Source organism: Ruegeria sp. BHSC026 (genome assembly GCF_059613065.1).
On record NZ_JBXWRV010000004.1, the window covers coordinates 195,762 to 222,103 of the forward strand.

Here is a 26,342-nt window from a genome sequence, read left to right on the forward strand (position 1 = left end):
AAGAGGAAAGATATGGCGCAGGCATTGGTGATCGGGGCGGGTCCGGCCGGATTGATGGCAGCCGAGGAACTGGCGCGGGCCGGGCATGCTGTTCTGGTGGCCGAGGCCAAGCCATCGGTCGCGCGCAAGTTCCTGATGGCGGGCAAATCGGGCCTGAACCTGACGAAGGATGAACCGTTCGAGACTCTGCTGCCGGCCTATGGACAGGCGGCGGACTGGCTGCGTCCGATGCTTGCCGATTTCGATGCCGGAATGGTGCAGGACTGGGCGCGCGGTCTGGGGCAAGAGTTGTTTACTGGCTCGACCGGGCGGGTGTTCCCCCGCGCCAAGAAGGCCTCGCCGCTGTTGCGGGCCTGGCTGGAGCGGCTGGACGGGATGGGGGGTGTGATCCGCACCCGCTGGCGCTGGCTTGGCTGGGACGGCGCGGCGGCGGTGTTCGACACGCCCGACGGCGGGCAACGGGTCGCGGCCGGGGCGACGGTGCTGGCGCTTGGCGGCGCTAGTTGGGCGCGGCTGGGCTCGGACGGGGCTTGGGCGCCGGTTCTGGCGGAAAAGGGGGTGCCGTTGGCGCCTTTCGCGCCGTCGAATGCCGCGCTGGCGATGGGTTGGAGCCCGCACATGACGCCGCATTTCGGCCGGGCACTCAAATCGGTGCGGTGGATGGCGGGCGATCGCATCAGCCGGGGCGAGGCGGTGATCTCGGAGAAAGGGCTTGAAGGGGGTGGGCTGTACCCGCTGACCCCGGCCCTGCGCGCGGGTCTGCCGTTACGTGTGGATCTGGTGCCGGACCTGCCGCAGGAAGAACTGCGCCGCCGCCTCGCTGCGACCAGCGCGAAAACCACGCTCAGCCGGTGGCTGAAAAACGGCTTGCGCCTGCCAGCGCAGAAAGTGGCGCTGTTTCACGAAATGACCAAAGGCGAGGTCGTGACCCGGGCCGACTGGGTCGGGCTGCTGAAAGCGCTTCCTGTGCGCCACGCGGGACTGCGCCCGATGGACGAGGCGATCTCGACCGCGGGCGGCGTCATGCGCAGCGGGCTGACCGATGGCCTGATGCTGAAGGCGCTGCCGGGCGTGTTCTGTGCCGGCGAGATGCTGGATTGGGAAGCACCGACCGGCGGCTACCTTCTGACCGGTTGTTTCGCCACCGGGCGATGGGCCGGGCGATCGGCCGCCAACTGGCTGAGCGCTCAGGCGGTTTTGGCCAGCTCGCCCAGTTTCTGATAGGCCGGCCGCGCGCGGAGGTCCTTGCCATAGGCTTTCAGCACATCCGAATTCATCGGAAAATCGGCGGTTTTGGCCCAGCTCATGCAATGGACGCACAGGATGTCGGCAATCGTCATCTTGTCACCTTGCAGGTACGGTCCCTTGAAGCGGCGGCCCATGCGCTGGAAGCTGCGGTCAAATTCCCATTTCGCGACCTCGACCACCTGCGGAACACGTTTGTCCTGCGGCAGGATGAATGCGTGCCGGGTAGCCAGCCACAGCGGCGCATCGAATTCCTCGAGCATGGCGTTGACCAGCGAATCCTGCTCGGCCCGTTCCAGGGTTCCGGCTGGATAGGTGAAGGCCCCGTGCTTGTCGGCCAGATAGGTCATGATCGCCACGCTGTCCGATAGCACGGCATCGCCGACTTGAAGAATCGGCACCTTGCCGGATTCATGCAGGGCCAGAACCTGCGGATCATGCGGCCCTGCCGGGATCAAATCATAGGGCTGGCCCAATTCCTCGAGCAGCCAGATCACCCGCGAAGCGCGGCTGTGGACGCGTCCATAAAGTTTGTACATGCCGTGCTCCTGTCTTGGCTGACCTACAGGTTGGTGGCGCAGGGCGGTGCGTCAAGCCCGACGCCCCGTCACGTCAGCGTGACCGAGCCAGCATGGCGATGCGGATCATCGCCCGTTCGACCAGCGCCATGGCCGGCGCGGTCTGCCCGGCCGACCGCAGGGACAGGTCGGTATCGGTCAGCACGGTCAGTGCGGTCTGCAGTTTCTGCGCCCCCCAAGCCTGCGCCTGCCGCAGGATGCGGTCGCGCCGCTTGCCATAGATCGGCGGACGCAGCTTGCCGATGCCCTGGGCCGCGCCGCCCGGGTCCGAAGCGCAGGCATAGAGAGTACGGAAATGCCGCGTGGCGCCGATGCACAGCGTCACCGGGTTGGTGCCCTGCGCCTGCAGGCGTCGGATCAGCGGGCCGATCTCGGGCGCGCGGCCCTCGGCCACCACGTTCAGAACATCGTCCAGCGCGGCCTCGTTGGATTGCGGGGCGCAGGCCTCGATGTCCTCGACTGTCAGCGCGGTGCCGTCCCCGCGTTTGTACAGGGCCAGCTTTTCCAGCGTCTGCGCGAAATCGCCGGGGCTGAGCTCGGCTGCCAGATCCCCCAGCATCGCCATCGAATCGTGCGGGATATCGGTCAGGCCAGCCTGTGCCAATGACCGCTCGATCTCGGCGCGGCTGGGCGGGTCGTCATAGATGCCCACCGCATAGGCGTTGCGATGGGCCTCGAAGGCCTTGCGCAGCTTGGAACTGGCCTTGAGCTGGCCCGCGGTCACGATGATCTGCGCGTCGCCCGGGGCCCAGTCCTCGAGCGCGGTCAGAATCGCAGGGGCGGCGGAGTCGGTTGCCTCCTCGACAAAGACGGCACGCGGGCCGGGAAAGAACCCGACCGCCTTGACCGCGTCCAGCAGCATGGCCGGGTCGCCGCGCAGATCGGCGCCGGGCATCCGGGTCAGGCGCATCTCTTCCTCGGCGGTAGGGCCAAGCAGCGCGGCCAGAACCTGCTGGCGTTTCAGCGCCACGCGCATCGCGTCGGCGCCGTAGATCAGCAAGCCCGTCTTGTCGGGGTCCGGTTTGGAAAAATACCCGTCAGCCTCGCGTGGCGAAAGCTTCATGAAGCCAGTTCCGGTGTGGAATACAAGCGGGTCACGATCTGATCGGCCAGGATGACCATCAGGCGATCCTTTGCGTCGCGCTCGTCGGCCAGGGTCGAGACCGTCGAACCCGATGCCGAGTAACCCACGAAATCGGTCACGGTGCCCGACGCGACGACCTGCCCGGTTTCAGCCGAGGTCAGGGTGAAATTCGCGCGCCCATCTATTGTGTAGCGGTTGGTCTCGTTGGTCGTGGTGATCGCTGCCCCGCGGGTTGCGGTGGTGACCTTCACGTTCAACCTATAATCCTTGGCCGAACCGGCGCCGCGCCCCAGCCGCTGTTCCAGATTCTGCACCAGCAGATAGCTTTCGACCGTGTCCGGGGCTGAAACCGCGACTCTGCCATAGAGAGCGGACCCCGCCGCCCCCGGCGCGTAGACGGGTTGAAACCCGCAGGCTGCCGCCAACGCACAGGCGGCCAGCGGCAGCATCAGTTTTCTGCGGTCAAACAACGACATTCACGATCCGGCCCGGAACAACGATCACCTTCTTCGGAGCAGCGCCATTCAGCGCCTTCTGCACAGCTTCGGTGCTGAGCGCGATTTTTTCAACCTGCGTCTTGTCCAGATCTTTGGCCACGCTGATTTCGGCGCGGCGTTTGCCGTTGATCTGGATGGGCAGGGTGACGGTGTCATCGACCAGCATCGACTCGTCCGCCACCGGCCAGGGCGCCAGCGCCACCAGCCCTTCGCCGCCCAGCATCTGCCACAGCTCTTCGGACAGGTGCGGGGTCATCGGCGACATCAGCTGCGCCAGCGTCTTGGCCGCCTGCCGCTTGGCCTGCGCGCCCGCCTTGGATTTGGCCAGCGTGTTGGTAAACGCATAGAGCTTGGCGATCGAGGCGTTGAAGCCGAAGGATTCGACCCCGCCGGTCACGTCATGAATGGTCTTGTGCATCTCGCGCAGCAGCGCTTCGTCCTCGGCATTGGCCGGGGCGTCGGATGCGGCGATCTCGGACACGATGCGATGCACGCGGCTGAGGTGCTTGTGCGCGGCCTCGGCGCCGGCGGCGGTCCATTCCACGTCACGCTCGGGCGGCGAATCGGACAGCACGAACCAGCGCGCGGTATCCGCCCCAAAGGCCGAGATGATGCTGACCGGGTCCACCACGTTCTTCTTCGATTTCGACATCTTGGCCGAGGGGATGATCTCGACCGGCTCGCCCGTCGCCTTCAGCTTGCCGTCCTCGACTTCTTCGGGAAGGTGATAGACCGGGCGGCCCTTGTCGTCGCGGGTCTGATAGATTTCATGGGTGACCATGCCCTGGGTGAACAGCGCGTCGAACGGCTCGATCGCCTTTTTCGGCAGATGCCCCGTCAGATGCATGGCCCGGGCGAAGAACCGCGAATACAGCAGGTGCAGGATCGCGTGTTCGATGCCGCCGATATACTGGTCCACGTTCATCCAGTATTCGGCTTCGGCCAGATCGGTGGGCGTTTCCGCGCGTGGGGCGGTGAAACGGGCGAAATACCACGACGAATCGACGAACGTGTCCATCGTGTCGGTTTCGCGCTTGGCCGGCTTGCCGCAAGACGGGCAGGCACAGTCGCGCCAGGTCGGGTGACGGTCCAGCGGGTTGCCCGGTTTGTCGAAAGTGACATCGTCGGGCAGGCGAATCGGCAGGTTTTCCTTCTTTTCGGGCACCACGCCGCAGTCGTCGCAATGCACCACCGGGATCGGACAGCCCCAGTAGCGCTGGCGCGACAGGCCCCAATCGCGCAGGCGGTACTTGGTCACGCCCTTGCCCCAGCCGGCTTTCTCGGCAAAAGCGATGGTCGCGTCGATGGCTTCCTGTCCGGTGGCCTCGGTCAGACCGGCGAAATGGTTGACCCAGCGCACTTTCTGTTCTTTCGGCGGGACGAAAGCGATCTTGTCCACCGGCGTGTCGTCATCCAGAGCAAAGAAGGTGTCGATCACCGGCAGGTCATATTTGCGGCAGAAATCCAGGTCGCGCTGGTCGTGCGCGGGGCAGGCGAAGATCGCGCCGGTGCCGTAATCCATCAGGATGAAATTCGCGATCCAGACCGGCAGTTCCCAGTTCGGGTCCAGCGGGTGCTTGACGCGGATGCCGGTGTCGAAACCCAGCTTCTCGCCGGTTTCGATGGCCTCTTCCGTGGTGCCGCCCTTGCGGCATTCCGCAACGAATTCAGCGACTTCGGAGTTCTCGGCCTCAAGCTGCTTGGCGATCGGGTGATCGGGCGAGATGCCCACGAACGAGGCCCCCAGCAGCGTGTCGGGCCGCGTGGTATAGACGGTGATGGGCGCGCCGCCGTCGGTGCGCTCGAATGCAAATTCCAGCCCGCGCGACTTGCCGATCCAGTTCTCCTGCATCAGGCGCACCTTGGCGGGCCAGTTCTCGAGCGTATCCAGCGCCTCGAGCAGCTCTTCGGCGAATGCCGAGATCTTGAAGAACCACTGCGTCAGCTCGCGTCGCTCCACCAACGCGCCCGAGCGCCAGCCGCGGCCGTTTTCCACCTGCTCGTTGGCCAACACGGTCATGTCCACCGGGTCCCAGTTGACCACGGCGTTCTTGCGATAGACCAGCCCCGCATCCAGCATATCCAGGAACAGCGCCTGCTGCTGGCCGTAATATTCCGGGTCGCAGGTTGCGAACTCGCGCGACCAGTCGATCGACAGGCCCAGCGGCTTCATCTGCGCGCGCATGTCGGCGATGTTGCCATAGGTCCAGTCCTTGGGGTGGCCACCGATGGCCATGGCCGCATTCTCCGCAGGCATTCCAAAGGCATCCCAGCCCATCGGGTGCAGCACGTTGTGCCCGGTGCTAAGCTTGTAGCGGGCGATCACGTCACCCATGGTATAGTTGCGCACATGCCCCATGTGGATGCGCCCCGACGGATAGGGGAACATTTCCAGCACATAGTATTTCGGCTTGTCCGCCGTGCGTTTGGCGGTGAAGATCCCGGCCTTGTCCCAGGCCTCTTGCCATTTTGCTTCGATTTCGTTGGCCGAGTAACGCGACATCATGCGGTCCTTCGTGAATGAAAACGCCGGGCAGGGGCCCGGCGTGGTAATATTGTGATTTTCTGCGGGTTGCTAGAGCTTGTTGTCCGCGATCCGCAGCTGGCGCGCCCGCGACAGGATCGCATCTTCGACCGCACGCGTGGTGGCGGCGCTGACCGGCGCGCCTCCGCTGGTCTGCAACGCCACCGAAAGGGACCGCGCCGCCAAGGCCGGATCCTTGATGTGCACCGTTGCCCGATAGGACCGCCCGCCGCCCGGCGGTCTGCCGTAACCCGTTACGATCACGCCGGTAAACGGATCCACCTCTTCGATCGGCAGGAAATTCAGCACATCCAGCGAGGCCGCCCACAGGTACCGATTGACCTGTGTCACTTGTTCCGAGTTGTTGGGGCCGAACACATCCCAGATGGTCGAACGATTCGGATCATTGAGTTCACGAGCCTCTGACGAACTGCCGTCGGTGGTTAGATAGTTCGGATTGGGCTGTGCCGAGCGGTTCTGCCCGCAGGCCGCAACCGAGACGGTCAAAATCAACAAACCCGAAATCGTCTGCAGGCGCATCGTCGGCATGTCCTGTTCTGCTGGTTAGACTGTTGGGTGATACTCCTAGACAAGCTGTTGTGTTGCAACAAGCCCATTCTTTCCAAAGGCGCCATGGCGGTGCCGAAAACACGCCTTTAAACCAACTGTGGCATCCTTGCACCAATTCCGGGGCAATGACTGCAAAAGAATTAAGGCAAGCTTGCGCTGAGGGGGCAAAAAGAGCGAAACGGTCTGCGTGCTGAGACATGTGCAGCAGGCATGTGTCGAGTAGAAATTACTGAAACCGAGGGAAACAAGATGAAAAAAGTTCTCTTCGCATCGACCGCACTGATCGCAACCGCATCGGTTGCCGCGGCCGAAGTTAGATTCAGCGGCTATGGCCGCTTTGGTATCGGCTACCAAGAAGACCGTACCGGCACCGTCGCAGGTGTGACCGTTACGACCACGGCGAGTGGTGGGCAAACGCTTACGACCGGAGCAGCGGCCACCGGTGTGGCAACCGACGAAACCATCCTGGTTTCGCGCTTCCGTCTGAACATCGACGGCATCGCGGAAACCGACGGTGGCGTCCGCTTTGAAGCACGCGTCCGCCTGCAGGCCGACGAGGACAACGGCAACGGTGAAGCCGACCGGGCTGGCCTGAACGGCGCACGTTTCTCGGTCATCTACGGTGGTCTGCGTGTTGACGCGGGCAACATTGCCGGCGCGTTTGACAACCTGGCCAACTACTACGGTAACGAACCGGGCCTGGAAAACTTTATCGGCCAGTACTCGGGCGTTGACTATGCCTTCACCGGCTATTCGTCGAGCGGTTCGGGTGCGAACGGTGTGTTCTTCCAGTACGCAGTCGGCGACTTCGCCTTTGGTGCGTCCTACGACCAGCAGACTCTGAACACCGGCATCGGTGTCATTGATGCAGATCGCTGGGACGTCAGCGCAACCTACACCTTCGGCAACATCACTGCCGCTCTGGCCTACGGTGAAACCGATGGGGCCGGAACTGTCGACAAGCAGTCGCTGACCGTCTTCACCCTGGGTGGTGAATTCGGTGACTTCTCGGGCACCCTGTTCGTTGCTGACGACGATGTGATCAATGACAACCTGAACGGCACCGCCTACGGTCTGTCGCTGGCCTACAACGTTGGCTCTGCTCTGACCCTGACCGCCGCTTACGGTGACGGTTCGGCTGACCTCGACACCCAGCAGTACGGCATCGGCGCCATCTACGACCTGGGCGGCGGCGCATCGCTGCGCGGTGGTATCGGTGTGTCGGACTGCGACCTCTGCGCAGACTCGACCATGCGTGCCGACTTCGGTGCTCAGTTCAACTTCTAAGTTGATCTGAACCGCAAGGTTTGGGGCGGGTCTTCGGACCCGCCCTTTTCTTTTGCGCCGACATGGTGTTTTTCTGGCGCGAAACCGGAACAGGGGAAATCCATGTCGTTGCAGGAAATCAAAGATCGCATCGCAAAGGCCGAAGCCGCCGCCGGGCGGTCGCCTGGGTCCGTGACCCTGATCGCCGTTTCCAAGGTTCAACCCAATGACCGAGTCGAAGCGGTTCTTGAACAAGGCCACCGCTGTTTCGGAGAAAACCGGGTGCAGGAGGCCGCCGCGAAATGGCCCGCCTTCCGCGAGCGATTTCCCGGCATCGACCTGCATCTGATCGGCCCGTTGCAGACCAACAAGGCGCGGCAGGCGATGGAGCTGTGCAACGCCATCCATTCAGTGGACCGGCCCAAGCTGGCCAAAACCCTGGCGCGGCTGGCGCAAGAGATAGGCACCTGCCCGGACCTGTTCATCCAGGTCAACACCGGAGAGGAGCCGCAGAAGGCCGGTGTTGTGCCTGCCGATGCGGATGCCTTCATCGCCGAATGCCGGGGCCTCGACCTGCCGGTGCGCGGGCTGATGTGCATCCCGCCGGTGCACGAGGAACCGGCGCTGCATTTCGCCCTTCTGGCCAAGATCGCCGCGCGCAACGGGCTGCAAGGTCTCTCGATGGGCATGAGCGGCGATTTCGAAACCGCGATCGCGTTGGGGGCCACCCATGTCCGGGTGGGGTCGGCGATCTTTGGCGAACGGGTCAAAGCGGGGGAATGATCACTCGGGTGCCCAGGGTGACCCTTTGCGCGATCCAGTGCAGGTGGTCACGGCGGAAAGCCAGGCAGCCCTCGGTCGGATAGCCCGTCCGGCGCCATTGGTGGATGAAGATGGCTGATCCGCGTCCAGGCACTGCATCGGGCCAGTTCCAGTCGGTGATCAAAACCAGATCGTACAGCGGATCGGCCCGCCGAAGGCGTTCATGGCTGAACCCGTGCGGCGCCCGCACATGCCGGTTGTAGTCCGGGTCAGCACCATCATCCGACCACAGGTCGCGCGGCCCGATCGGCAGCGCCCAGGGGGCGGGTGGCGCGATCCGGTCGGGCCGGTACAGCATGCCTACGATCCGCAGAACGCCGGTCGGGGTGGCGCCGTCGCCTTCGCGTTTGGCGTTGGTCAGGCCGCCTTTGCCGATCGTGCAGGGGAACGTCCTGCCGTGAAACCGCACGCCGCGCCAAGACAGGACCAGATCGTGCGGGCTCACAACAGATGGCCCGACTTGGCCGCCTTGGTCGCCAGATAGCCGCGATTGTGCGCCGTTTCCCCGACCTTGAGCGGCACACGTTCGGTGACGGCGATCCCGGTGCGCTCCATCATCGCGATTTTGGCGGGGTTGTTGGTCAGCAACCGCACCGAACTGAAGCCCAGTGCCTTCAGGATGTCGGACCCGAGGCGGAAGTCGCGCTCGTCATCCTCGAACCCAAGCCGGTGGTTGGCTTCGACCGTGTCGAACCCCTGATCCTGCAGGAAATAGGCGCGCATCTTGTTGGCAAGCCCAATCCCGCGACCCTCCTGGTTAAGGTACAGCAGAACACCGTGGCCCTCGGCTCCCATCTGAGCCAGGGCACCGCGCAGCTGCGGGCCGCAATCGCATTTCAGGCTGCCCATCAGGTCGCCGGTGAAGCAGGCCGAATGCAGCCGCGCCAAAACCGGTTTCGAACGGTCGGGCCGGCCGATTTCGATGGCATAGTGTTCTTCACCGCCGTCCTCGGGGCGAAATACATGCAGCCGCCCGGCCTCGGAGACCTCCATCGGCAGGCGGGCGGCGACCACCTCGTGCAGGGGGCTGCGATCGGCCAGATGTGGGGCGGTGCGGGTATGGTCAATGCAGGTCAGCCCATGGGAGGCGGCAAAGGCGCGCCCGTCCTCGACGGGTACGACCACTGCCGCCGGCAGCAGGCGCGCGGTCTTGGCCAAGGCGATGGCGATGCGGTGCAGGTTGGTATTGCCGCTGCGCTGGGTCATCAGCGGACCCTTCATCGGGGAATCGAGGTCATCGGACGGGTCTGCCACGGCCTGCACCCAGGCAAGGTCGGCATCGGCGGGGATTACGACACGAGCCAGATCGCCGTCATAGGCGCGCGCCTTCAGGGTCTCGGCCCGGCGGTTGGTGATGGCAACCACGGGCTGATCGCCCAGACCGCGGAGATCGGACAGACGTTGCGGCCCCAAGGTCTCGGCCGCCGCGGCCACTACGCCACGGCCGCCGTCATCGACCAGCACCACGGGAACGCCCATGCGCAGATCCGCCCGCGCGCGCGCCAGCAATTCGGTGATGTCGGGAATCAGACTCATCGATGTTATCCTGTAACGTTTGTCTCGTCCTAGCCCGTTCGCCGCCGAATGTGAAACATTTCCCGTCCATCAGACACGAGGGCGTGAGAGCGTTGCAGCAAAACTTGTGGATTGCATATTCCAAGCTCAAGTGATGCAAAAGCAAAAGGAGGACCGGGACATGGCGCAACTCAAGAAAATCCTGCTGGTCGATGACGACGAGGACCTGCGCGAAGCGCTGAGCGAACAGCTGGTGATGACCGAGGATTTCGACGTGTTCGAGGCCTCGGACGGTCAGTCTGCTTTGGAGCGCGCGCGCGAGGCGATCTATGACCTGGTGATTCTGGATGTGGGCCTGCCCGACACCGATGGGCGCGAGCTGTGCCGGCTGATGCGCAAGCAGGGGGTCAAGAGCCCGATCCTGATGCTGACCGGCCATGACAGCGACGCCGACACGATCCTCGGGTTGGATGCCGGGGCCAATGACTACGTGTCGAAACCCTTCAAGTTTCCAGTGCTTCTGGCCCGCATCCGCGCGCAGCTGCGCCAGCATGAACAATCCGAGGATGCGGTTTTTGTTCTTGGGCCCTACACCTTCAAGCCGGCGATGAAGATGTTGATCACCGAGGATGACCGCAAGATCCGCTTGACCGAGAAGGAAACCAACATTCTCAAGTTCCTGTACCGGTCCACCGACGGTGTCGTGCCGCGCGATGTTCTGCTGCACGAGGTCTGGGGCTATAACGCAGGTGTCACCACGCACACGCTGGAAACCCACATCTACCGTCTGCGCCAGAAGATCGAGCCCGATCCCTCGAATGCGCGCCTTTTGGTCACAGAATCCGGCGGATATCGCCTGGTTTCCTAACGATTGGTGGATTGATGTGGATCAAAGTGATACTCTATCGACATCTTTAGGTTACTCGCAACCCGCGCATGTCCGGGTCATGACATGTACCTCCCTGTTGGACTGCCGGGCCTTTGGCCCGGCTTTTTTTCGGATGGCACCCCGGCAATTGCCGCGTTAGGTTGCCCCGGTCGCGACAAGGGAACCCCGATCATGCCTTTCACTCTGGCCACCTGGAACATCAATTCCGTTCGCCTGCGCGAGCCGATCGTGCAGAAACTGCTGCAGGAGGAGGCACCGGACGTGCTGTGCTTGCAGGAATGCAAATCGCCGGTCGACAAGATCCCGACCGAAGGTTTCGCGGAACTGGGTTACACCCACATGATTGCCCGCGGGCAAAAGGGCTACAACGGTGTGGCCATCCTGTCGCGCCTGCCGATCACCGACCTGGGTGACCGGGATTTTGCCGGGCTCGGCCATGCCCGCCATGTCGCAGGGCAACTGGAAAACGGTGTGATCATTCACAATTTCTACGTCCCTGCAGGCGGCGACGTTCCCGACCGGGAGGTGAACGAAAAATTCGGCCAGAAACTGGACTACCTGACCGACATGCGCGACTGGTTCCACGCCGAAAAGCCACAGAAATCCATTCTGGTTGGTGACCTGAACATCGCCCCGCGCGAGGATGACGTATGGTCGCACAAGCAACTGCTCAAGGTCGTGTCGCACACGCCGATCGAGGTCGAGCAGCTGGCAGAAACGCAGGACGCGGGCGGCTGGGTCGACATCACCCGGCAGGACATCCCCGAGGGGCAGCTGTACAGCTGGTGGTCCTATCGCGCCCGCGATTGGGATGCGGCTGACAAGGGGCGGCGCCTCGATCACGTCTGGGCGACGCCCGACATCTCTAACGCGGGTCATTCCAGCCGCATCCTGCGCGAAGCGCGCGGCTGGGAGAAGCCCAGCGACCACGCGCCGGTTTTTGCGACCTTTGATCTCTGATCCGCCCTGAACCGTTGCGACGGCTCTTGGTTTCCGCCGCGCCCGGTTGCATATAAGGGCCAAGACTGAATTCCGGAGAGTGAATGCCATGGAACTTCTGAACGGCGCAGGCAACCCCGCCGCCACCGATCTGATCAAGGACGGAACCGAGGCCACGTTCATGGCCGATGTCGTCGAAGCGTCGCAGGAAACCCCGGTGATCGTGGATTTCTGGGCGCCGTGGTGCGGCCCGTGCAAAACGCTGGGTCCGGCCCTTGAAGAGGCCGTGACCGCCGCCAAAGGCGCGGTGAAAATGGTCAAGATCAACGTGGACGAGGCGCAGATGATCGCTTCGCAGATGCGCATCCAGTCGATCCCGACCGTCTATGCCTTTTTCAAGGGTCAGCCGATCGACGGGTTCCAGGGCGCGCTGCCCGGCTCCGAGATCAAGGCGTTCATCGACCGCGTGATCGAGGCTGCTGGCGGCCAGAGCCCCGGCGGACAGCTGGACGAGGCAGTGGAGGCCGCCGAAGAGATGCTGGCCGAGGGCGCGGCAGTAGATGCGGCCCAGACCTTTGCCGCCATTCTGGGCGAAGACCCGAACCATGCCGCGGCCTATGGCGGACTGGTGCGGGCGCATATCGCGATGGGTGATCTGGAGCAGGCCGAGGCCATCCTGAACGGCGCTCCGGCCGAAATCTCAACGACGGCCGAGTTGGAGGCTGCCCATGCGCAGTTGGAGCTTGCCAAGCAGGCCGCAAATGCCGGCCCGGTGGCCGAGCTGACCGCTGCTGTCGAGACCGATCCCGACAACCATCAGGCCCGGTTTGACTTGGCGCAGGCGCTCTATGCCAACGGCAAGGCCGCCGAGGCGGTCGATCAGCTGCTGGAGCTGTTCCGTCGCGACCGCGAATGGAACGATGGTGCAGCCAAGACCCAGCTGCTGACGATCTTCGACGCGCTTAAGCCGAATGATCCGATCGTGCTGAACGGACGGCGCAGGCTGACTTCGATGATATTTGCCTGATCGCATATCAGAGCTAGAACACATTACATGATGCATCCCGCCGATCTGCCGGACACGGTGTCCGTGTTCCCGTTGCCCGGGGCCCTTTTGCTGCCCCGGTCCCGGCTGCCGCTGCATATATTCGAGCCGCGCTATCTGCAGATGCTGGACGATGCCCTGAAAACCAAGGAACGGCTGATCGGCATGGTCCAGCCGAATCCGGGCCCAGGCCATGGGGCTCGATTGCACCGCATCGGCTGCGCCGGGCGCGTCACCCAGTTTTCCGAGACTGAAGACGGGCGCTATCTGATCACCTTGACCGGCGTGTCGCGGTTCCGCATTCAGTCCGAGGTCGAGGGCTTCACGCCCTATCGCCGCTGTGCCGTCACCTGGGAGGGGTTCGACCGCGACCTGGGTCAAGGCGAACGGGATGCCGGGTTCGACCGGGCCGCTTTCCTGCGGTTGCTCGAAAGGTATTTCTCGGCCCGTGCGCTCTCGACGGATTGGGAGACGCTGAACGAGGCGGATGACGAATTGCTGGTCAATTCCCTGTCGATGCTTCTGGATTTCGATCCCGAGGATAAGCAGGCCCTGCTTGAAGCGCCCTGCCTGCGCACCCGGCGCGAAACTCTGGTAACACTGATCGAATTCTCGCTGCGCGGGGGTTCAAACGAGGAACAACTGCAATGACTGAGACGGAACCGGGTTTCGACCGCCATATGCTCGAGGCGCTGATCTGTCCCCAGACTCATACCACGCTGGAATATGACGCCGAGCGGCAGGAACTGGTCTCGAAAGCCGCTGGTCTGGCCTTTCCGATCCGCGACGGGATTCCGGTGATGCTGGTGGATGAGGCGCGCAAACTCGACTAGATCGGGCGGCCCTGCAACAGCCTGGGCAGGTCGCCTGTCAAACCGGCGGCCTCGCGCACGAAGCCGCGGCGCAGACCGGGCAGGGACCCGACAATGCCCATGCCGATGTCGCGCCCGAGGCGCAGGATAGGATTGTCGTTCGAAAACAGCTTGTTGAACACATCCGTCGCCATTGCCAAGGCCGCCGTGTCAAAGCGGCGCCATTCCTGATAGCGCTCCAGAACCAGAGTCGAGCCGATGTCCTCGCCGCGTCGACCGGCCAGCGTCAGGACCTCGGCCAGAGCGCCTACGTCGCGCAGCCCGGCGTTCAGCCCCTGACCGGCGATCGGGTGCATGCCATGGGCCGCATCACCCACCAGAGCCAGCCGGTCCGCGATGAAGGAATTGGCGATGGTCAGGTTCAGCGGATAGGTGAACCGGTCGCCCTGTAGGCGGATGTCACCCAGAAAATCGCCGAACCGGGGCCGCAGGACCTGAAGGTAATCGGCCTCGTCCAGCGCGTTGATGCGCTGTGCGGTCTCGGTGCGTTCGCTCCAGACGATAGAGCTGCGGTTACCGGTCAACGGCAGGATCGCCAGCGGGCCGGGGGGCATGAAGAACTGATGTGCAATGCCGTGATGGGGCAGGTCGTGCTCGATCGCGCAGACCAGCGCAGTCTGGCCGTAGTCCCATCCGGTCCGCTTGATCCCGGCGCGGGAGGCGGTGCCGCTGCGGCGGCCGTCGCACCCCACCAGAAGCCGACCGGACAGCGCCGATCCATCATCCAGCGTCACGGTCACGCCGCCTGGCCCGGTTTCCTGCGCAACCACGGTTTTGCCATCCACCCGGGTGATCGCCGGTTCCGCCTGCATCGCCGCAAGAAATGCGCGCCGCAGGTGACGGTCCTCGACCATATAGCCCATCGGGCCTTCCTCGATCTCGGCATGGTCGAAATGCATGAAAAACGGCGACGGACCTGTGCCTGCGTGGCCATCGGTGACCTTGATCTCCAACATCGGCTGGGCGTGGTCCGCAACCCGTTCCCAGACGCCGATCGCGGCCAGCAACCGTTGCGAGGCCAGCGCCAGTGCATAGGCACGCCCGTCGAACGCCGCGTTCTTGCGCAGCTTCTCGGCCAGCGCGTCGATCACGGTGACGCTGTGTCCGGTCTGCGCCAGCGCCAGCGCCAGGGCGGGGCCGTTCAGCCCGCCGCCCACGATCAAGATATCGGAAACCTGTGTCATGCGGTGCAATATGCGCGCCCTTTCGGGATTGTCCATGTGCAGTCCTGTCGCTACCGTCGCCGAAATACGAATTTTTTCAACAAGGGGGCAAAGATGCAGGACTGGCTGACCATGACGGCATGTGACCTGGGCCGCGGGATCGGCATGGGTCAGATCGATCCCGAAGAGCTGACCGAGCTCTATCTGGCGGCCATCGATGCCCATCCGCATCGGGACGGCATCTATGCCCGCGTCACGCATGATCGCGCCCGCGCCGAAGCCCGCGCGGCCAAGGAGCGGGCGGCCCAAGGTCTGCGCCGGTCACTGCTGGATGGGGTGCCGATCAGCTGGAAGGATCTGTTCGACACCGCCGGGATCGGAACCGAGGCCGGATCGGCCCTACTGCGCGGCCGGGTGCCCGAGCATGACGCAACCGTTCTGCGCAACGCGACGGCCATGGGCGCGGTCTGTCTGGGCAAGACGCATATGAGCGAATTGGCCTTTTCGGGCCTTGGTTTGAACCCCGTGACCGCGACGCCGCCCTGCGTGAATGACGAAAAGGCGGTTCCGGGCGGGTCGTCCTCGGGCGCGGCGGCGTCGGTGGCCTTTGGTCTGGCGGCCTGCGGAATCGGCTCGGACACGGGCGGATCGGTGCGCATTCCGGCCGCATGGAACGATCTGGTAGGGCTGAAAACCACCCCGGGGCGGCTGAGCCTTGAAGGCGTGGTGCCCCTGTGCCTGCGGTTCGATACGGTCGGCCCGCTGACTCGGTCGGTCGAGGATGCGGCGCAGATGCTGGCGCTGTTGGAGGGCGGAACGCCGGCCGATCTGCGGGGCGCCAGCCTGAAGGGGCGGCGGTTTGCGGATCTGCAGACCATCGCGCAGGACGATCTGCGCGACGTGCCACGCCAGGCCTATGCCGACGCGCTGGACCGCTTGCGTGATGCAGGGGCCGAGATCGTGCCGTTGGAGGTGCCGGAACTGGCCGAGGCGATGGGCCTGTCCGGTGTCCTTTATACCACGGAAGCCTATGGCCTGTGGCGCGACGTGATCGAGGCCAACCCCGAGGCGATGTATCCCGAGATCCTTGAGCGGTTCCGCGCGGGCAAGGCGCATTCCGGACCGGATTACGTGGCGGCGTGGTCGCGGTTGAAGGCCTGCCGATCGGCCTGGGACTCGGCCACTGCCGGGTTCGACGCGGTTCTGGCGCCGACGGCCCCGATCCTGCCGCCGGATCTGGACCGACTGATGAACGACCATGACTACTACGTCACCGAGAACCTTCTGGCCCTGCGCAACACCCGGATCGGCAACCTGATGGGGCTGGCGGCGCTGTCGCTGCCCACTTCGATACCGTCCTGCGGGCTGATGATGTTGGGTTATCCGGGCTCGGAAGAGGCGCTTTTGCGGCTGGGTGCGGCGGCCGAGGCGGTTCTGACTTGAATGCCACAATCCCCTGATTCGGAACCTCTTTGTCTGGACGCGCGGGGGTTCGGCCTGTAATCTGCTGGAAAACCGGGGCGCCAATGATCCCGGTATCGAGGCAGCAGTCATGAATTTCCCCGAGCGGTTTTCGAACCTACCGGCCTATGCTTTTCCGCGTCTACGCGCCCTGCTCGACCACCACGCGCCGGGCGGCGATGTCGTGCATATGACGATTGGCGAGCCCAAGCATGACTTTCCGGCCTGGGTGACCGATGTCATCGTGGAAAACGCAGCAGGGTTTCAAAAATACCCGCCGAACGAGGGGTCCGACGCGCTGCGCGGGGCCATCGCCGACTGGATCGACCGCCGCTATGGCGTGCGGATGGACCCCGAAACCAACATCATGGCGCTGAACGGCACGCGCGAGGGGTTGTACAACGCCGCCATGGCCCTGTGCCCCGAGCAGAAGAACGGTCAGCAGCCGATCGTTTTGTGCCCCAACCCGTTCTACCAAGTCTACATGGTGGCCTCGATCTCGGTCGGGGCGCAGCCGTATTTCGTGCCGGCCACCGCGGCCACGGGGCATCTGCCGGACTATGCCGGCCTGCCAGAGGATGTGCTGAACCGCACCGCTGTGGCCTATATCTGTTCGCCCGCCAACCCGCAGGGTGCCGTCGCCTCGCGCGGCTACTGGGCCGAGTTGATCCGGCTGGCCGAGAAGTATGACTTCCGCATCTTCGCCGACGAGTGCTATTCCGAGATCTACCGAGACGCGCCGCCCACCGGCATCCTGACCGTCGCGCAGGAGCTGGGCGCCGACCCCGAGCGGATCACGCTGTTCAACTCGCTGTCGAAACGCTCGAACCTGGCGGGGCTGCGGTCGGGGCTGATCGCGGGCGGGCCGGAAAGCATCAAGCGGGTCAAGCAGTTGCGCGCCTATGCCGGGGCGCCCTTGCCGTCGCCGTTGCAGGCCGCCGCGGCCAGGGTCTGGGCCGATGAGGCGCATGTTCAGGAAAACCGCGCGCTGTATCAGGAAAAATACGCCATCGCGGATGAGGTGTTTGCGGGCGTTCAGGGCTATATGCCGCCCGAGGCGGGGTTCTTTCTTTGGCTGCCCGTCGAAGATGGCGAGCAGGCCGCATTGAAGCTGTGGCAGGAAACCGGGGTTCGGGTCCTGCCGGGCGCCTATCTTTCGCAAGGGGAGCCGGGGCAGAACCCGGGCAAGGGCTTTATCAGGGTCGCTTTGGTGGCCCCAAAAACAGAGATGCAGCGCGGGCTGGTCACGCTCCGCGACTGCATCTATTCGTGAGGTACGAGGGCACATGGCATCTTACAACGCGCGCAACCGCGACCCATTGTTGGACAGCACCACCCAGGCCGCGATCGAGCGGCGCAGCAAGGAACTGATCGGGATCGCCCTGATCTTGGCCGGCCTGGCGGCTGCTGCGATGATCTGGTCCTACACGCCGGATGATCCGAACTGGATGGTCTCGACCGACGCGCCGGTGCAGAACTGGCTGGGCCGGTTCGGCGCCTCGATCGCCGCGCCATTGTTCATGATCGTAGGCTGGGGCAGCCTTGGCATCGCGCTGGTGCTGGTCGGCTGGGGCGTGCGGTTTGCCGGCCATTTCGGCGAGGATCGCGCCGTGGCCCGCCTGATTTTCGCGCCGATCTGGATCGCCGTCCTTTCGGTCTATGCCGCAACGCTGGTGCCCGGTGCCGAATGGCGCGCGACGCACAGCTTTGGCTTGGGCGGTCTGTTTGGCGATACGGTGATGGGCGCTCTGCTGACGCTGTTGCCGATTTCGTCGCATTTCATGGTCAAGTTGATGTCGCTGGCCATGGCGGCCGGCATGCTGGCGCTGGGCGTCTTCGTGCTGGGCTTCACCAAGTCGGACGTCCGGCGCGGGGTCCGGGCTTTCCTGCTGGGTCTCGTGATGGCCTATGACATGCTGATGACCGCGCTGGGGCAGGGGGCCTCGGCCACCGCCCGTGCCGCGCAGGCGCGCCGGGAAAAGTGGCAGGACCGCAAGACAACCCGGGCCGCCGGTGCCGAATTTGAGGATGAGCTGGCCTATGCCGATCCGGTCTTTGAAGAGCCCGAGATCGCAGCCCCCGAACCGGTCAAGACGGGCCTGCTTGCACGTATGCCCGGCTTGATCCGCCGCCCCGAGCCGATGCCCGAACCCGAGCTGGTCGACCCCGAACCCGTCACCGGATATGACGAGATGCCGGGCGAAGACCGGATCCGCTCGAAGATTTCCGCGGTGATCCGGAACCGCAAGGTCGCCACCGGTGAAATCGCGCCCGAGCCCGATCCGAACCGCCCGCTGACCAAAGGGCGCGGCCGTGGCCCCGACCCGCTGATCCTGAACGCGCCGCGTGCGGGAACCCTCCCGCCCGAGCCTCCGCTGACTGCAGGCGGGCTTCCGCCCGAGCCGCCGTTGACAGGTCACCCGGCGCAGTCGTCTGCGGAAATGGAGACGTTAACGGAAGACCCGCTCTCGGCGTATGCGCCTGAAGATTTCGACGAAGATCAGGTGTTCGAGGATGTCCCGGAACCGATCGCCCCGCCGCGCCCGGCAATGAAGATCCCGGTTGCCGAACCGCGCAAGCCGGTTGTGGCGCAACCCGTCCGGCGCAACGTCCTGCCGTCGCGCCGCGCCCAGGCCGAGGCCCAGCCCAGCCTGTCCTTCGAAGAGCGTCATTCGGATTTCGAACTGCCGCCGCTCAGCCTGCTGACCAACCCGGCCGGCATCCCGCGTCATCACCTGAGCGACGAGGCGTTGGAGGAAAACGCGCGGATGCTGGAAAACGTGCTGGATGACTATGGCGTCAAGGGCGAGATCGTCAGCGTCCGCCCCGGCCCCGTCGTCACCATGTACGAACTGGAACCCGCGCCGGGCCTGAAGGCCAGCCGCGTCATCGGCCTGGCCGATGACATCGCCCGGTCGATGTCGGCGCTGTCGGCGCGGGTGTCGACGGTCCCCGGACGCTCGGTCATCGGCATCGAATTGCCCAACGAGAACCGCGAGATGGTGGTTCTGCGCGAAATCCTCGCCAGCCGCGATTTCGGCGATGGCAACCACGCGCTGCCGCTGGCGCTGGGCAAGGATATCGGCGGTGAATCCGTGGTCGCGAACCTGGCCAAGATGCCCCACTTGCTGATCGCGGGGACGACCGGCTCGGGCAAGTCGGTGGCGATCAACACGATGATCCTGTCGCTGCTCTACAAGCTGACGCCGGACGAATGCCGCCTGATCATGATCGACCCAAAGATGTTGGAACTCAGCGTCTATGATGGCATCCCGCATCTGCTGTCGCCGGTCGTGACCGACCCGAAAAAGGCGGTGGTCGCCCTGAAATGGGTCGTCGGCGAGATGGAGGACCGCTATCGCAAGATGTCCAAGATGGGCGTGCGCAACATCGCCGGCTACAACGGTCGAGTGAAGGACGCGCTGGCCAAGGGCGAGATGTTCAGCCGCACGGTCCAGACCGGGTTCGACGACGAAACCGGAGAGCCGATCTTCGAGACTGAGGAATTCGAACCCAAGGCCATGCCGTATATCGTCGTCATCGTCGACGAGATGGCCGACCTGATGATGGTGGCGGGCAAAGAGATCGAGGCCTGTATCCAGCGTCTGGCGCAGATGGCGCGGGCCTCGGGCATCCACCTGATCATGGCCACGCAGCGGCCCTCGGTGGACGTCATCACCGGCACGATCAAGGCCAACTTCCCCACCCGGATCTCGTTCCAGGTTACGTCCAAGGTCGACAGCCGCACCATCCTGGGCGAGATGGGGGCCGAGCAGCTGCTGGGGCAGGGCGACATGCTGTACATGGCCGGTGGCGCCAAGATCACCCGCTGCCACGGGCCGTTCGTGTCGGATGAAGAGGTCGAGGAGGTCGTGAACCACCTCAAGCAGTTCGGCCCGCCCGATTATGTCGGCAGCGTGCTGGATGGTCCATCCGAGGACAAGGCCGACAATATCGACGCGGTTCTGGGTCTGAATACCGGCGGCAACACCAATGGCGAGGATGCGCTGTACGATCAGGCGGTCGCCATCGTGATAAAGGATCGCAAGTGTTCGACCTCGTACATCCAGCGGAAACTTGCCATCGGCTACAACAAGGCCGCGCGGCTAGTCGAGCAGATGGAGGAGGAAGGTGTTGTTTCGGCGGCAAATCACGTGGGCAAACGCGAAATCCTCATCCCGGAGCAGTAGGATATTTAATAACAAGGGCAAAGCGCATATCTGAGTGTCATGAAACAGATTGCCTTTGCCCTTGCCCTCGCTTTGACCGCCCCGGCAGCCTGGGCCGCCGACAAGCTGCCTTTGTCACAGATCTCGAACTACCTGAACGGTCTGAAAACCGTTCAGACGACGTTTACCCAAGTCAACGATGACGGATCGCTGAGTACCGGCAAGCTGTGGTTGCAGCGCCCCGGCAAGATGCGGTTCGAATACGACCCGCCCAACAGCGCGGTGGTGCTGGCGAATGCCGGCACCGTGATGGTGTTCGACCCCAAGTCGAACCAGCCGCCCGAGCAGTATCCGCTGAAGCGCACGCCGCTGTCGCTGGTCCTGGCGCGCAACGTGAATCTGTCGCAGGCCGATATGGTGGTGGGGCATACGTTCGACGGCACTGCCACGGTCGTAACCGCTCAGGATCCCAAGAACCCCGAGGCCGGGCGGATCGAACTGATGTTCACCAGCGATCCGATCGAACTGCGGAAATGGGTCATTCACGACAACGCAGGCAGCCAGACCACCGTACTGCTGGGGCCTTTGGACGACAATGTGCGAGTCGACAGTGATCTGTTTTCGAACAAGGCGCGGCGCGGGTCAGACAACCGCTGACCCGCGGCGAGGTTCAATACCGGCAGCTCGACAACTGAGCCTGGTACATCTGCGCGCGTGCATCCACGTCATTGGCGACGTTCAACAGCCAAGTCTTGCCATAATGGCTGCCGCGGGAGTATCCGGTGTGCCCTTCGTGATAGGCGAGGTACTGGTTGCGCGCGTCTGCGGGCGAGATCCCGTTCCGTTCGCGGCTTTTGTTCATGTACCAGCCCACGAAATCCGACGCGTCGCGGATGCGGTCCCGCTTGGCGCGGCGCTTGCCGGTTTCACGTTGATATTGCTCCCACGTGCCATCCAGCGCCTGGCTATAGCCGTATGCGCTGCTTTGACGACCCATCGGGATCACGCCCAGCACGTATTTGTGCGGGGTCCGCGCGTCATGGCGATAGCGGCTTTCCTGATAGATGGTGGCCATCTGGACATGAACGGGCACGCCCCATTTGCGCTCGGTGCTTTTGAACGCCTTGATCATGTCGGGCCGCTCGCGCGCGATGGCGCAGGCGTCGTTCAGATTTGTCGGCGGACGCTGCCCGCCGCCACAGGATGCCAAAAGCAGCACCCCGAAGAGTACGAGAAGTTTTCTGCTCATGTGCCTCGTGCCTTTTTTGCGTATTCTAGCGCAGATTGAAGGCCGAGGAAATGACAATCGTTGCGGAATCTCCGCTGGAAATGGGCGCTGGTCGACGCGCGAGGTGGGTGTTCAGCCACTTTGTGGGGAGGGACTGTCACTATTGCCGCCACAAACTGTTTCTTGCAAATTTGGATCAATTATTGGCATTTCGGCCCCGAACCGGGTAAAAAGGTTTGTGGGGGCAAAAGAAATGTTGAAGACGCGAGCCAAGTACAGTCTGGGCCAGGTGGTGCGCCACCGGAAACATCCCTTTCGAGGGGTGATTTTCGACGTGGACCCCGAGTTTTCGAACACCGAGGAGTGGTATCAGGCCATTCCCGAGGAAAGCCGCCCGGTCAAGGATCAGCCATTCTATCACCTGCTGGCCGAGAACGACCAATCCTTTTATGTTGCTTACGTTTCTGAGCAAAATCTGGTGGAGGACCAGTCGGGAGAACCGGTGGACCACCCCGATATCCCCAATATGTTCGGGCCATTCCAGGATGGCGCCTACCCGCTGCATTTCCAGCTGAACTAGGTTGCGTCGGCGGTTGCGCCAAGGGGCTTCAAACGTCAGAATCCCAGGGCGCACCCATCTTTTCGCGGGTCGCTTGCGCCTTCCAGAATGCCGTCGCTTCGGATCCTGATGGCTTGGGCGCCTCCCAATGGCGTTTCTGTCAGCACTACATTGTGCCCAAGCTCTGCCAATTGTTTCCTTGCGCTGTCTTTATATCCCGGCTCCACTTTCAGAACGCCGCCGTCTGCAAAGGCTCTGGGTGCGTCGATGGCGGCTTGAAGATCCAGCCCGAAATCGGTCAGGTTGGACACAAGCCTGGCGTGCCCGGTCGGTTGATAGGCGCCGCCCATCACGCCGAAGGGCATGGCGGGCTCACCGTCGATGCGCAGCATGCCGGGGATGATCGTGTGCATGGGGCGTTTCCCGCCGCCCAGTTCGTTGGGGTGACCGGACTGCAGGGTGAAGCCGGCTCCTCGGTTTTGCAGCAGGATGCCGAACTTTTCCGAGGCGATCCCCGAGCCGAAACCGTGGAAGATGGAATAGATCAGCGAAACGGCCATCCGGTCGCGATCCACGACCGTGACATAGACCGTGTCCTTGTGAACGGCCTCGACGATCGGGGCGGCTGACGGCATGGCCCGCGTCGGGTCGATCCGGGCGGCCAGGTCTTCGGCGGTCTTCGGGTTCAGCATCCAGTCCAGTTGCTGGGATCGCTCGGGGTCCGCGATGAAGCGGTTGCGCGCCTCGTAGGCCAGTTTGGCTGCCTCGGCCTCGATGTGAACGCGCGCGGCCCCCCACGGGTCCATTTTGGCGATATCGAAATGCCGAAGAATGTTCAGCAGCAGAATGGCCGTCGCGCCCTGCCCGTTGGGCGGATGCTCCAAAAGTTCGACGTCCTTGTAGGTTCCGCCAATGGGCAGGGTCGGAACGCAGGCCGTCCGTTCGAAGTCTTCACCCGTGTGGACGCCGCCGAGGTCTTGCAGCGTGGCCAGCATGTCGTCGGCGATTTCGCCGGTATAGAAGGCATCTCTTCCGTCGCGGGCGATCCGGCGCAGAACTTCGGCCTGGCCGGGGGCACGGAACATTTGCCCCACCTGCGGGGCCTTGCCGTCGATCAGAAAATGGCTCCGGGCGGCTCCTTGAAGGGTCCCGGCGTCGCGTGCCCAATCGTGGGCGACGCGCGGCGCAACCGGTACGCCGGCCTCGGCATAGTGTATGGCGGGCTCCAGAACCGCACCGAGACCCAATCGGCCCTCTGTGCGGGAGAGATGACAGAATGCATCCACGGCCCCGGGTATCGTGACCGCATGCGGGCTGGTCAGCGGAACGGCGTCAAACCCCTGTTGCCGCAGGTGCTCGGCCGAAGCGGCCGCCGGCGCGCGGCCCGACCCGTTCAATGCGCGGACTTCGCTCTCGCCGGCACGGTTGTACAGAACAAAGCAGTCGCCGCCCAAACCCGTCATCTGAGGCTCGCAGATGCCCAGAAGCACGGCGGCGGCAATGGCCGCATCCATGGCGTTTCCGCCCTGGTCCAGTATGTCCAGGGCGACCTTGGCGGCCAAGGGATGCGAGGTCGCGCACATTCCGTCGGTTGACAGAACCTCGGACCGGCCGGGAAAATGAAAGTCGCGCATGATACCCCCTGCGGTTGTCACGACGACACTAGATGGCTGTGCGTCTTTGTCCATAGGGGGGAAGCGGAGGAAGTCCTCGGCGCCATACACTGGGTGGGGGCTGTGACAGTGGCGCCGAGGGAAGCTATCTGAGCTACCCTTTCTGTATGATCCCGCTTTTGGGCGCAACAATGGTTCGATCTGGGCTTTATTGTGGCCGCTTTTCAGTGGAGGAGAAGGCGAAGGACAGCCTCAGGCGGTTTTCTCCGTCGGTCCGATCGTACCGAACATTGTCGCAAAGCTGGCGGATCAAGAACCAGCCGAATCCGCCTTCGGGCAGATCCTCGCGTGCTGTCTCGACGCTGGCCGGGATGCCGTCAGGGACGCTCAGTCCGGGCAGAGGCCGGCCACGATCGGTGATCAGGATGCTCAGGCCGTTCCGATCCATCGTGGCCTGCACCTGTACGCGGCCCTGGGAATTGCCTGCATAGGCGTGCTCGACGACGTTGTTGATGGCCTCGGCCAGCGCGATCTTCACGTCGCAGTTGCGCTGATGCGGCACACCAAGCGCAACGAGGATGCCATGCAGACAGGCGATTGCGGTGCTTGCATCGGCCTCGTTGGCGGCAAAGCTCAGATCCATTCCGCCGTTCTTGCAGTTAACAGTCACGCGATCTCACCCAATGTGCCGTTTCACTCCGATTGCGCGGCCAGCGCGTCGTCCAGGTTGGGAAACAGCCGAAAGACGGTATCCATTCGGGTCAGCCGAAAGACCTTCTCGACCACCGGCTGAAGCCCGGCCAGATCCAGCCTTCGGTCGCCGCCCAGTTGCTTCATGGATGCGACGATCGCGCCCAGCCCGCTCGAGTCGATGAACTCCACCGCCGACAGGTCCAGGATCACACGCCGCGCGCCGGAGTCGGTTTCAAGGCGCATGTTCTCCTTGAACTGAATCGCCATGGCAGCATCGATTCGGTCTGCATCGACCCGGATCACCTGAGTTTCGCCGGTCGTATTGCTGCTCAATGCCAAAAGGCCACCCTCCACAAATGAAAGTCGATCGTAGAAATACGCTAGACGGCAATTCTTACGATTCTGTATCCAAGGCCCGAACACAGGAGGAGTCGCATGAAAGAGGTCGTGATTGCCGGGGCCGCCCGGACCCCGATGGGGGGTTTCCAGGGAATGTTTGACGGGGTGCCCGCGGCCGAGTTGGGTGGTGTTGCCATCCGTGCTGCGTTGGACAATGCCAACACGCAGACCGCGGACGAGGTTCTGATGGGCTGCGTCCTGCCCGCCGGGCAGGGCCAAGCGCCGGCGCGTCAGGCCGGGTTCGCGGCGGGGCTGGGCGAAGACGTTCCGGCCACGACGCTGAACAAGATGTGCGGGTCGGGCATGAAGGCCGCCATGATGGCGTTTGACCAGATCGCGCTGGGTCATGCCGACCTCATGGTCGCCGGCGGCATGGAGAGCATGACCAACGCGCCTTACCTGCTGCCCAAGATGCGCGGCGGCGCGCGGATCGGACATTCCCAGGTGATCGACCACATGTTTCTGGACGGGCTCGAGGACGCTTATGACAAGGGCCGCCTGATGGGCACCTTTGCCGAGGATTGTGCCGAAGCCTATCAGTTCACCCGCGAGGCGCAGGACGAATACGCGCTGAAATCACTGTCGAACGCGCTTGAGGCGCAGGCCAGCGGTGCGTTTGACGGTGAAATCGCGGCGGTGACGGTCAAGACCCGCAGGGGCGAAGTCACTCAGGACGCGGATGAACAACCCAAATCGGCCCGCCCCGAGAAAATCCCGACGCTCAAGCCCGCCTTCCGCAAGGACGGCACCGTGACGGCGGCCAATTCTTCGTCGATCTCGGACGGCGCCGCGGCGCTGGTTCTGGCGTCGGCGGATGTGGCCGAGGCTCGCGGCCTGAACGTGCGCGCGCGCATTCTGGGCCATGCCAGCCACGCCCAGGCTCCGGGCCTGTTCACTACCGCCCCGGTTCCGGCCGCGCAGAAGCTGCTGGAGCGGATCGGCTGGAGCAAGGATGAAGTGGACCTGTGGGAGGTGAACGAGGCCTTTGCCGTAGTTCCCATGGCCTTCATGCACGAAATGGGGCTGCCACGCGACAAGGTGAACGTGAATGGCGGGGCCTGTGCGCTGGGTCACCCCATCGGAGCCTCGGGCGCGCGGATCATGGTCACGCTGCTCAACGCATTGGAAAAACGCGGCCTGCGGCGCGGTGTAGCGGCCATCTGCATCGGCGGGGGCGAAGGCACCGCGATTGCCATCGAACGGGTTTGACC

At 63.8% G+C, this 26,342-nt stretch carries 26 protein-coding genes; 14 read left to right on the forward strand and 12 right to left on the reverse strand.

The genetic code is table 11. The annotated features are described in order from the left end of the window. Positions 1-12: 12 nt before the first annotated feature. Positions 13-1,221: a TIGR03862 family flavoprotein gene (locus AC2FME_RS07235; RefSeq protein ID WP_496800044.1), complete on the forward strand. Its 1,209-nt coding sequence runs from the start codon at positions 13-15 to the stop codon at positions 1,219-1,221. On the opposite strand, the gene AC2FME_RS07240 is transcribed toward AC2FME_RS07235, so the two are convergent. From AC2FME_RS07240 to AC2FME_RS07260, 5 genes are all read right to left on the reverse strand, one after another. Continuing rightward, positions 1,188-1,784, reverse strand: a complete 597-nt coding sequence (locus AC2FME_RS07240) for a glutathione S-transferase family protein (RefSeq protein WP_496800045.1) — start codon at positions 1,782-1,784, stop codon at positions 1,188-1,190. The two genes, AC2FME_RS07235 and AC2FME_RS07240, sit on opposite strands and share 34 nt — an antisense overlap. A 73-nt stretch (positions 1,785-1,857) precedes the next feature. Beyond that, a complete protein-coding gene (gene holA, locus AC2FME_RS07245; RefSeq protein WP_496800046.1) occupies positions 1,858-2,886 on the reverse strand; it encodes a DNA polymerase III subunit delta in 1,029 nt (342 codons plus the stop codon). Further along, positions 2,883-3,383, reverse strand: a complete 501-nt coding sequence (gene lptE, locus AC2FME_RS07250; RefSeq protein ID WP_496796151.1) for an LPS assembly lipoprotein LptE — start codon at positions 3,381-3,383, stop codon at positions 2,883-2,885. The genes holA and lptE overlap by 4 nt, the downstream gene beginning before the upstream one ends. Further along, positions 3,370-5,907: a leucine--tRNA ligase gene (gene leuS / locus AC2FME_RS07255; RefSeq protein WP_496800047.1), complete on the reverse strand. Its 2,538-nt coding sequence runs from the start codon at positions 5,905-5,907 to the stop codon at positions 3,370-3,372. Before leuS ends, lptE begins: the two co-directional genes overlap by 14 nt. A 72-nt stretch (positions 5,908-5,979) precedes the next feature. Further along, positions 5,980-6,468 (reverse strand): DUF3576 domain-containing protein, encoded by a 489-nt coding sequence (locus tag AC2FME_RS07260; protein ID WP_496680340.1) that lies wholly within the window; start codon positions 6,466-6,468, stop codon positions 5,980-5,982. 279 nt (positions 6,469-6,747) lie between these two features. Here AC2FME_RS07260 and AC2FME_RS07265 point away from each other — a divergent pair, with 279 nt between their 5' ends. Together AC2FME_RS07265 and AC2FME_RS07270 are read left to right on the forward strand one after the other, a co-directional pair. Then, entirely contained in the window at positions 6,748-7,785 is a 1,038-nt protein-coding gene (locus AC2FME_RS07265; protein ID WP_496800048.1) for a porin, read from the forward strand. A 102-nt stretch (positions 7,786-7,887) separates the two neighbouring features. Further along, positions 7,888-8,547 (forward strand): YggS family pyridoxal phosphate-dependent enzyme, encoded by a 660-nt coding sequence (locus AC2FME_RS07270; protein WP_496800049.1) that lies wholly within the window; start codon positions 7,888-7,890, stop codon positions 8,545-8,547. On the opposite strand, the gene AC2FME_RS07275 is transcribed toward AC2FME_RS07270, so the two are convergent. After that, positions 8,531-9,031 carry a L,D-transpeptidase family protein gene (locus tag AC2FME_RS07275; protein ID WP_496710753.1) on the reverse strand — a complete coding sequence of 167 codons (501 nt, stop codon included), beginning with the start codon at positions 9,029-9,031 and terminating at the stop codon, positions 8,531-8,533. The two genes, AC2FME_RS07270 and AC2FME_RS07275, sit on opposite strands and share 17 nt — an antisense overlap. After that, on the reverse strand, positions 9,028-10,122 hold the full coding sequence (ribA, locus tag AC2FME_RS07280; RefSeq protein WP_496800050.1) for a GTP cyclohydrolase II: 1,095 nt from the start codon (positions 10,120-10,122) through the stop codon (positions 9,028-9,030). Before ribA ends, AC2FME_RS07275 begins: the two co-directional genes overlap by 4 nt. 160 nt (positions 10,123-10,282) lie before the next feature. Here ribA and AC2FME_RS07285 point away from each other — a divergent pair, with 160 nt between their 5' ends. From AC2FME_RS07285 to AC2FME_RS07305, 5 genes are all read left to right on the forward strand, one after another. Further along, complete coding sequence (locus tag AC2FME_RS07285) at positions 10,283-10,969, forward strand: response regulator transcription factor (RefSeq protein WP_149775464.1); 687 nt, start codon at positions 10,283-10,285, stop codon at positions 10,967-10,969. Between the two features lie 192 nt (positions 10,970-11,161). Beyond that, positions 11,162-11,950 carry an exodeoxyribonuclease III gene (locus AC2FME_RS07290; RefSeq protein WP_496688667.1) on the forward strand — a complete coding sequence of 263 codons (789 nt, stop codon included), beginning with the start codon at positions 11,162-11,164 and terminating at the stop codon, positions 11,948-11,950. Between the two features lie 88 nt (positions 11,951-12,038). Beyond that, complete coding sequence (gene trxA, locus AC2FME_RS07295) at positions 12,039-12,956, forward strand: thioredoxin (RefSeq protein ID WP_496680350.1); 918 nt, start codon at positions 12,039-12,041, stop codon at positions 12,954-12,956. A gap of 27 nt (positions 12,957-12,983) precedes the next feature. Further along, the gene (locus tag AC2FME_RS07300; protein ID WP_496680351.1) at positions 12,984-13,625 is read left to right on the forward strand and encodes an LON peptidase substrate-binding domain-containing protein; all 642 of its coding nucleotides are present in this window, start codon (positions 12,984-12,986) and stop codon (positions 13,623-13,625) included. Continuing rightward, a complete protein-coding gene (locus AC2FME_RS07305; protein WP_496680352.1) occupies positions 13,622-13,807 on the forward strand; it encodes a Trm112 family protein in 186 nt (61 codons plus the stop codon). The genes AC2FME_RS07300 and AC2FME_RS07305 overlap by 4 nt, the downstream gene beginning before the upstream one ends. Here the strand turns inward: AC2FME_RS07305 and AC2FME_RS07310 are convergent. After that, positions 13,804-15,030, reverse strand: coding sequence for an FAD-dependent monooxygenase (locus AC2FME_RS07310; protein WP_496680354.1), 1,227 nt, complete (start codon positions 15,028-15,030; stop codon positions 13,804-13,806). The two genes, AC2FME_RS07305 and AC2FME_RS07310, sit on opposite strands and share 4 nt — an antisense overlap. 93 nt (positions 15,031-15,123) lie before the next feature. Between AC2FME_RS07310 and AC2FME_RS07315 the strand changes: the two genes are divergently transcribed. The 4 genes from AC2FME_RS07315 (at position 15,124) to AC2FME_RS07330 (ending at position 21,296) form a co-directional block, all read left to right on the forward strand. Continuing rightward, positions 15,124-16,452 carry an amidase gene (locus AC2FME_RS07315; protein WP_496800051.1) on the forward strand — a complete coding sequence of 443 codons (1,329 nt, stop codon included), beginning with the start codon at positions 15,124-15,126 and terminating at the stop codon, positions 16,450-16,452. A gap of 109 nt (positions 16,453-16,561) precedes the next feature. Next, the gene (locus AC2FME_RS07320; RefSeq protein ID WP_496800052.1) at positions 16,562-17,743 is read left to right on the forward strand and encodes an aminotransferase class I/II-fold pyridoxal phosphate-dependent enzyme; all 1,182 of its coding nucleotides are present in this window, start codon (positions 16,562-16,564) and stop codon (positions 17,741-17,743) included. A 13-nt stretch (positions 17,744-17,756) separates the two neighbouring features. Continuing rightward, positions 17,757-20,660, forward strand: coding sequence for a DNA translocase FtsK (locus AC2FME_RS07325; protein ID WP_496800053.1), 2,904 nt, complete (start codon positions 17,757-17,759; stop codon positions 20,658-20,660). 39 nt (positions 20,661-20,699) lie between these two features. Beyond that, positions 20,700-21,296 carry a LolA family protein gene (locus AC2FME_RS07330; RefSeq protein WP_496680358.1) on the forward strand — a complete coding sequence of 199 codons (597 nt, stop codon included), beginning with the start codon at positions 20,700-20,702 and terminating at the stop codon, positions 21,294-21,296. Between the two features lie 13 nt (positions 21,297-21,309). Here AC2FME_RS07330 and AC2FME_RS07335 read toward each other — a convergent pair whose 3' ends face one another. Next, positions 21,310-21,888, reverse strand: a complete 579-nt coding sequence (locus AC2FME_RS07335; protein WP_496680359.1) for a transglycosylase SLT domain-containing protein — start codon at positions 21,886-21,888, stop codon at positions 21,310-21,312. Between the two features lie 232 nt (positions 21,889-22,120). On the opposite strand from AC2FME_RS07335, the gene hspQ reads away from it, so the two are divergent. Continuing rightward, entirely contained in the window at positions 22,121-22,447 is a 327-nt protein-coding gene (gene hspQ / locus AC2FME_RS07340) for a heat shock protein HspQ (RefSeq protein ID WP_496796141.1), read from the forward strand. Positions 22,448-22,482: 35 nt separating this feature from the next. Here the strand turns inward: hspQ and AC2FME_RS07345 are convergent, their stop codons facing one another. The 3 genes from AC2FME_RS07345 to AC2FME_RS07355 all read right to left on the reverse strand — a co-directional run bounded on the left by AC2FME_RS07345 (position 22,483) and on the right by AC2FME_RS07355 (position 25,071). Continuing rightward, entirely contained in the window at positions 22,483-24,060 is a 1,578-nt protein-coding gene (locus AC2FME_RS07345) for a gamma-glutamyltransferase family protein (protein ID WP_496800054.1), read from the reverse strand. A 187-nt stretch (positions 24,061-24,247) separates the two neighbouring features. Continuing rightward, positions 24,248-24,709 (reverse strand): ATP-binding protein, encoded by a 462-nt coding sequence (locus AC2FME_RS07350; RefSeq protein ID WP_496800055.1) that lies wholly within the window; start codon positions 24,707-24,709, stop codon positions 24,248-24,250. A 23-nt stretch (positions 24,710-24,732) separates the two neighbouring features. Next, positions 24,733-25,071: an STAS domain-containing protein gene (locus AC2FME_RS07355; RefSeq protein ID WP_149775451.1), complete on the reverse strand. Its 339-nt coding sequence runs from the start codon at positions 25,069-25,071 to the stop codon at positions 24,733-24,735. Between the two features lie 96 nt (positions 25,072-25,167). On the opposite strand from AC2FME_RS07355, the gene AC2FME_RS07360 reads away from it, so the two are divergent. Beyond that, the gene (locus tag AC2FME_RS07360) at positions 25,168-26,340 is read left to right on the forward strand and encodes a thiolase family protein (RefSeq protein ID WP_496800056.1); all 1,173 of its coding nucleotides are present in this window, start codon (positions 25,168-25,170) and stop codon (positions 26,338-26,340) included. The last annotated feature ends 2 nt before the right edge of the window (positions 26,341-26,342 follow it).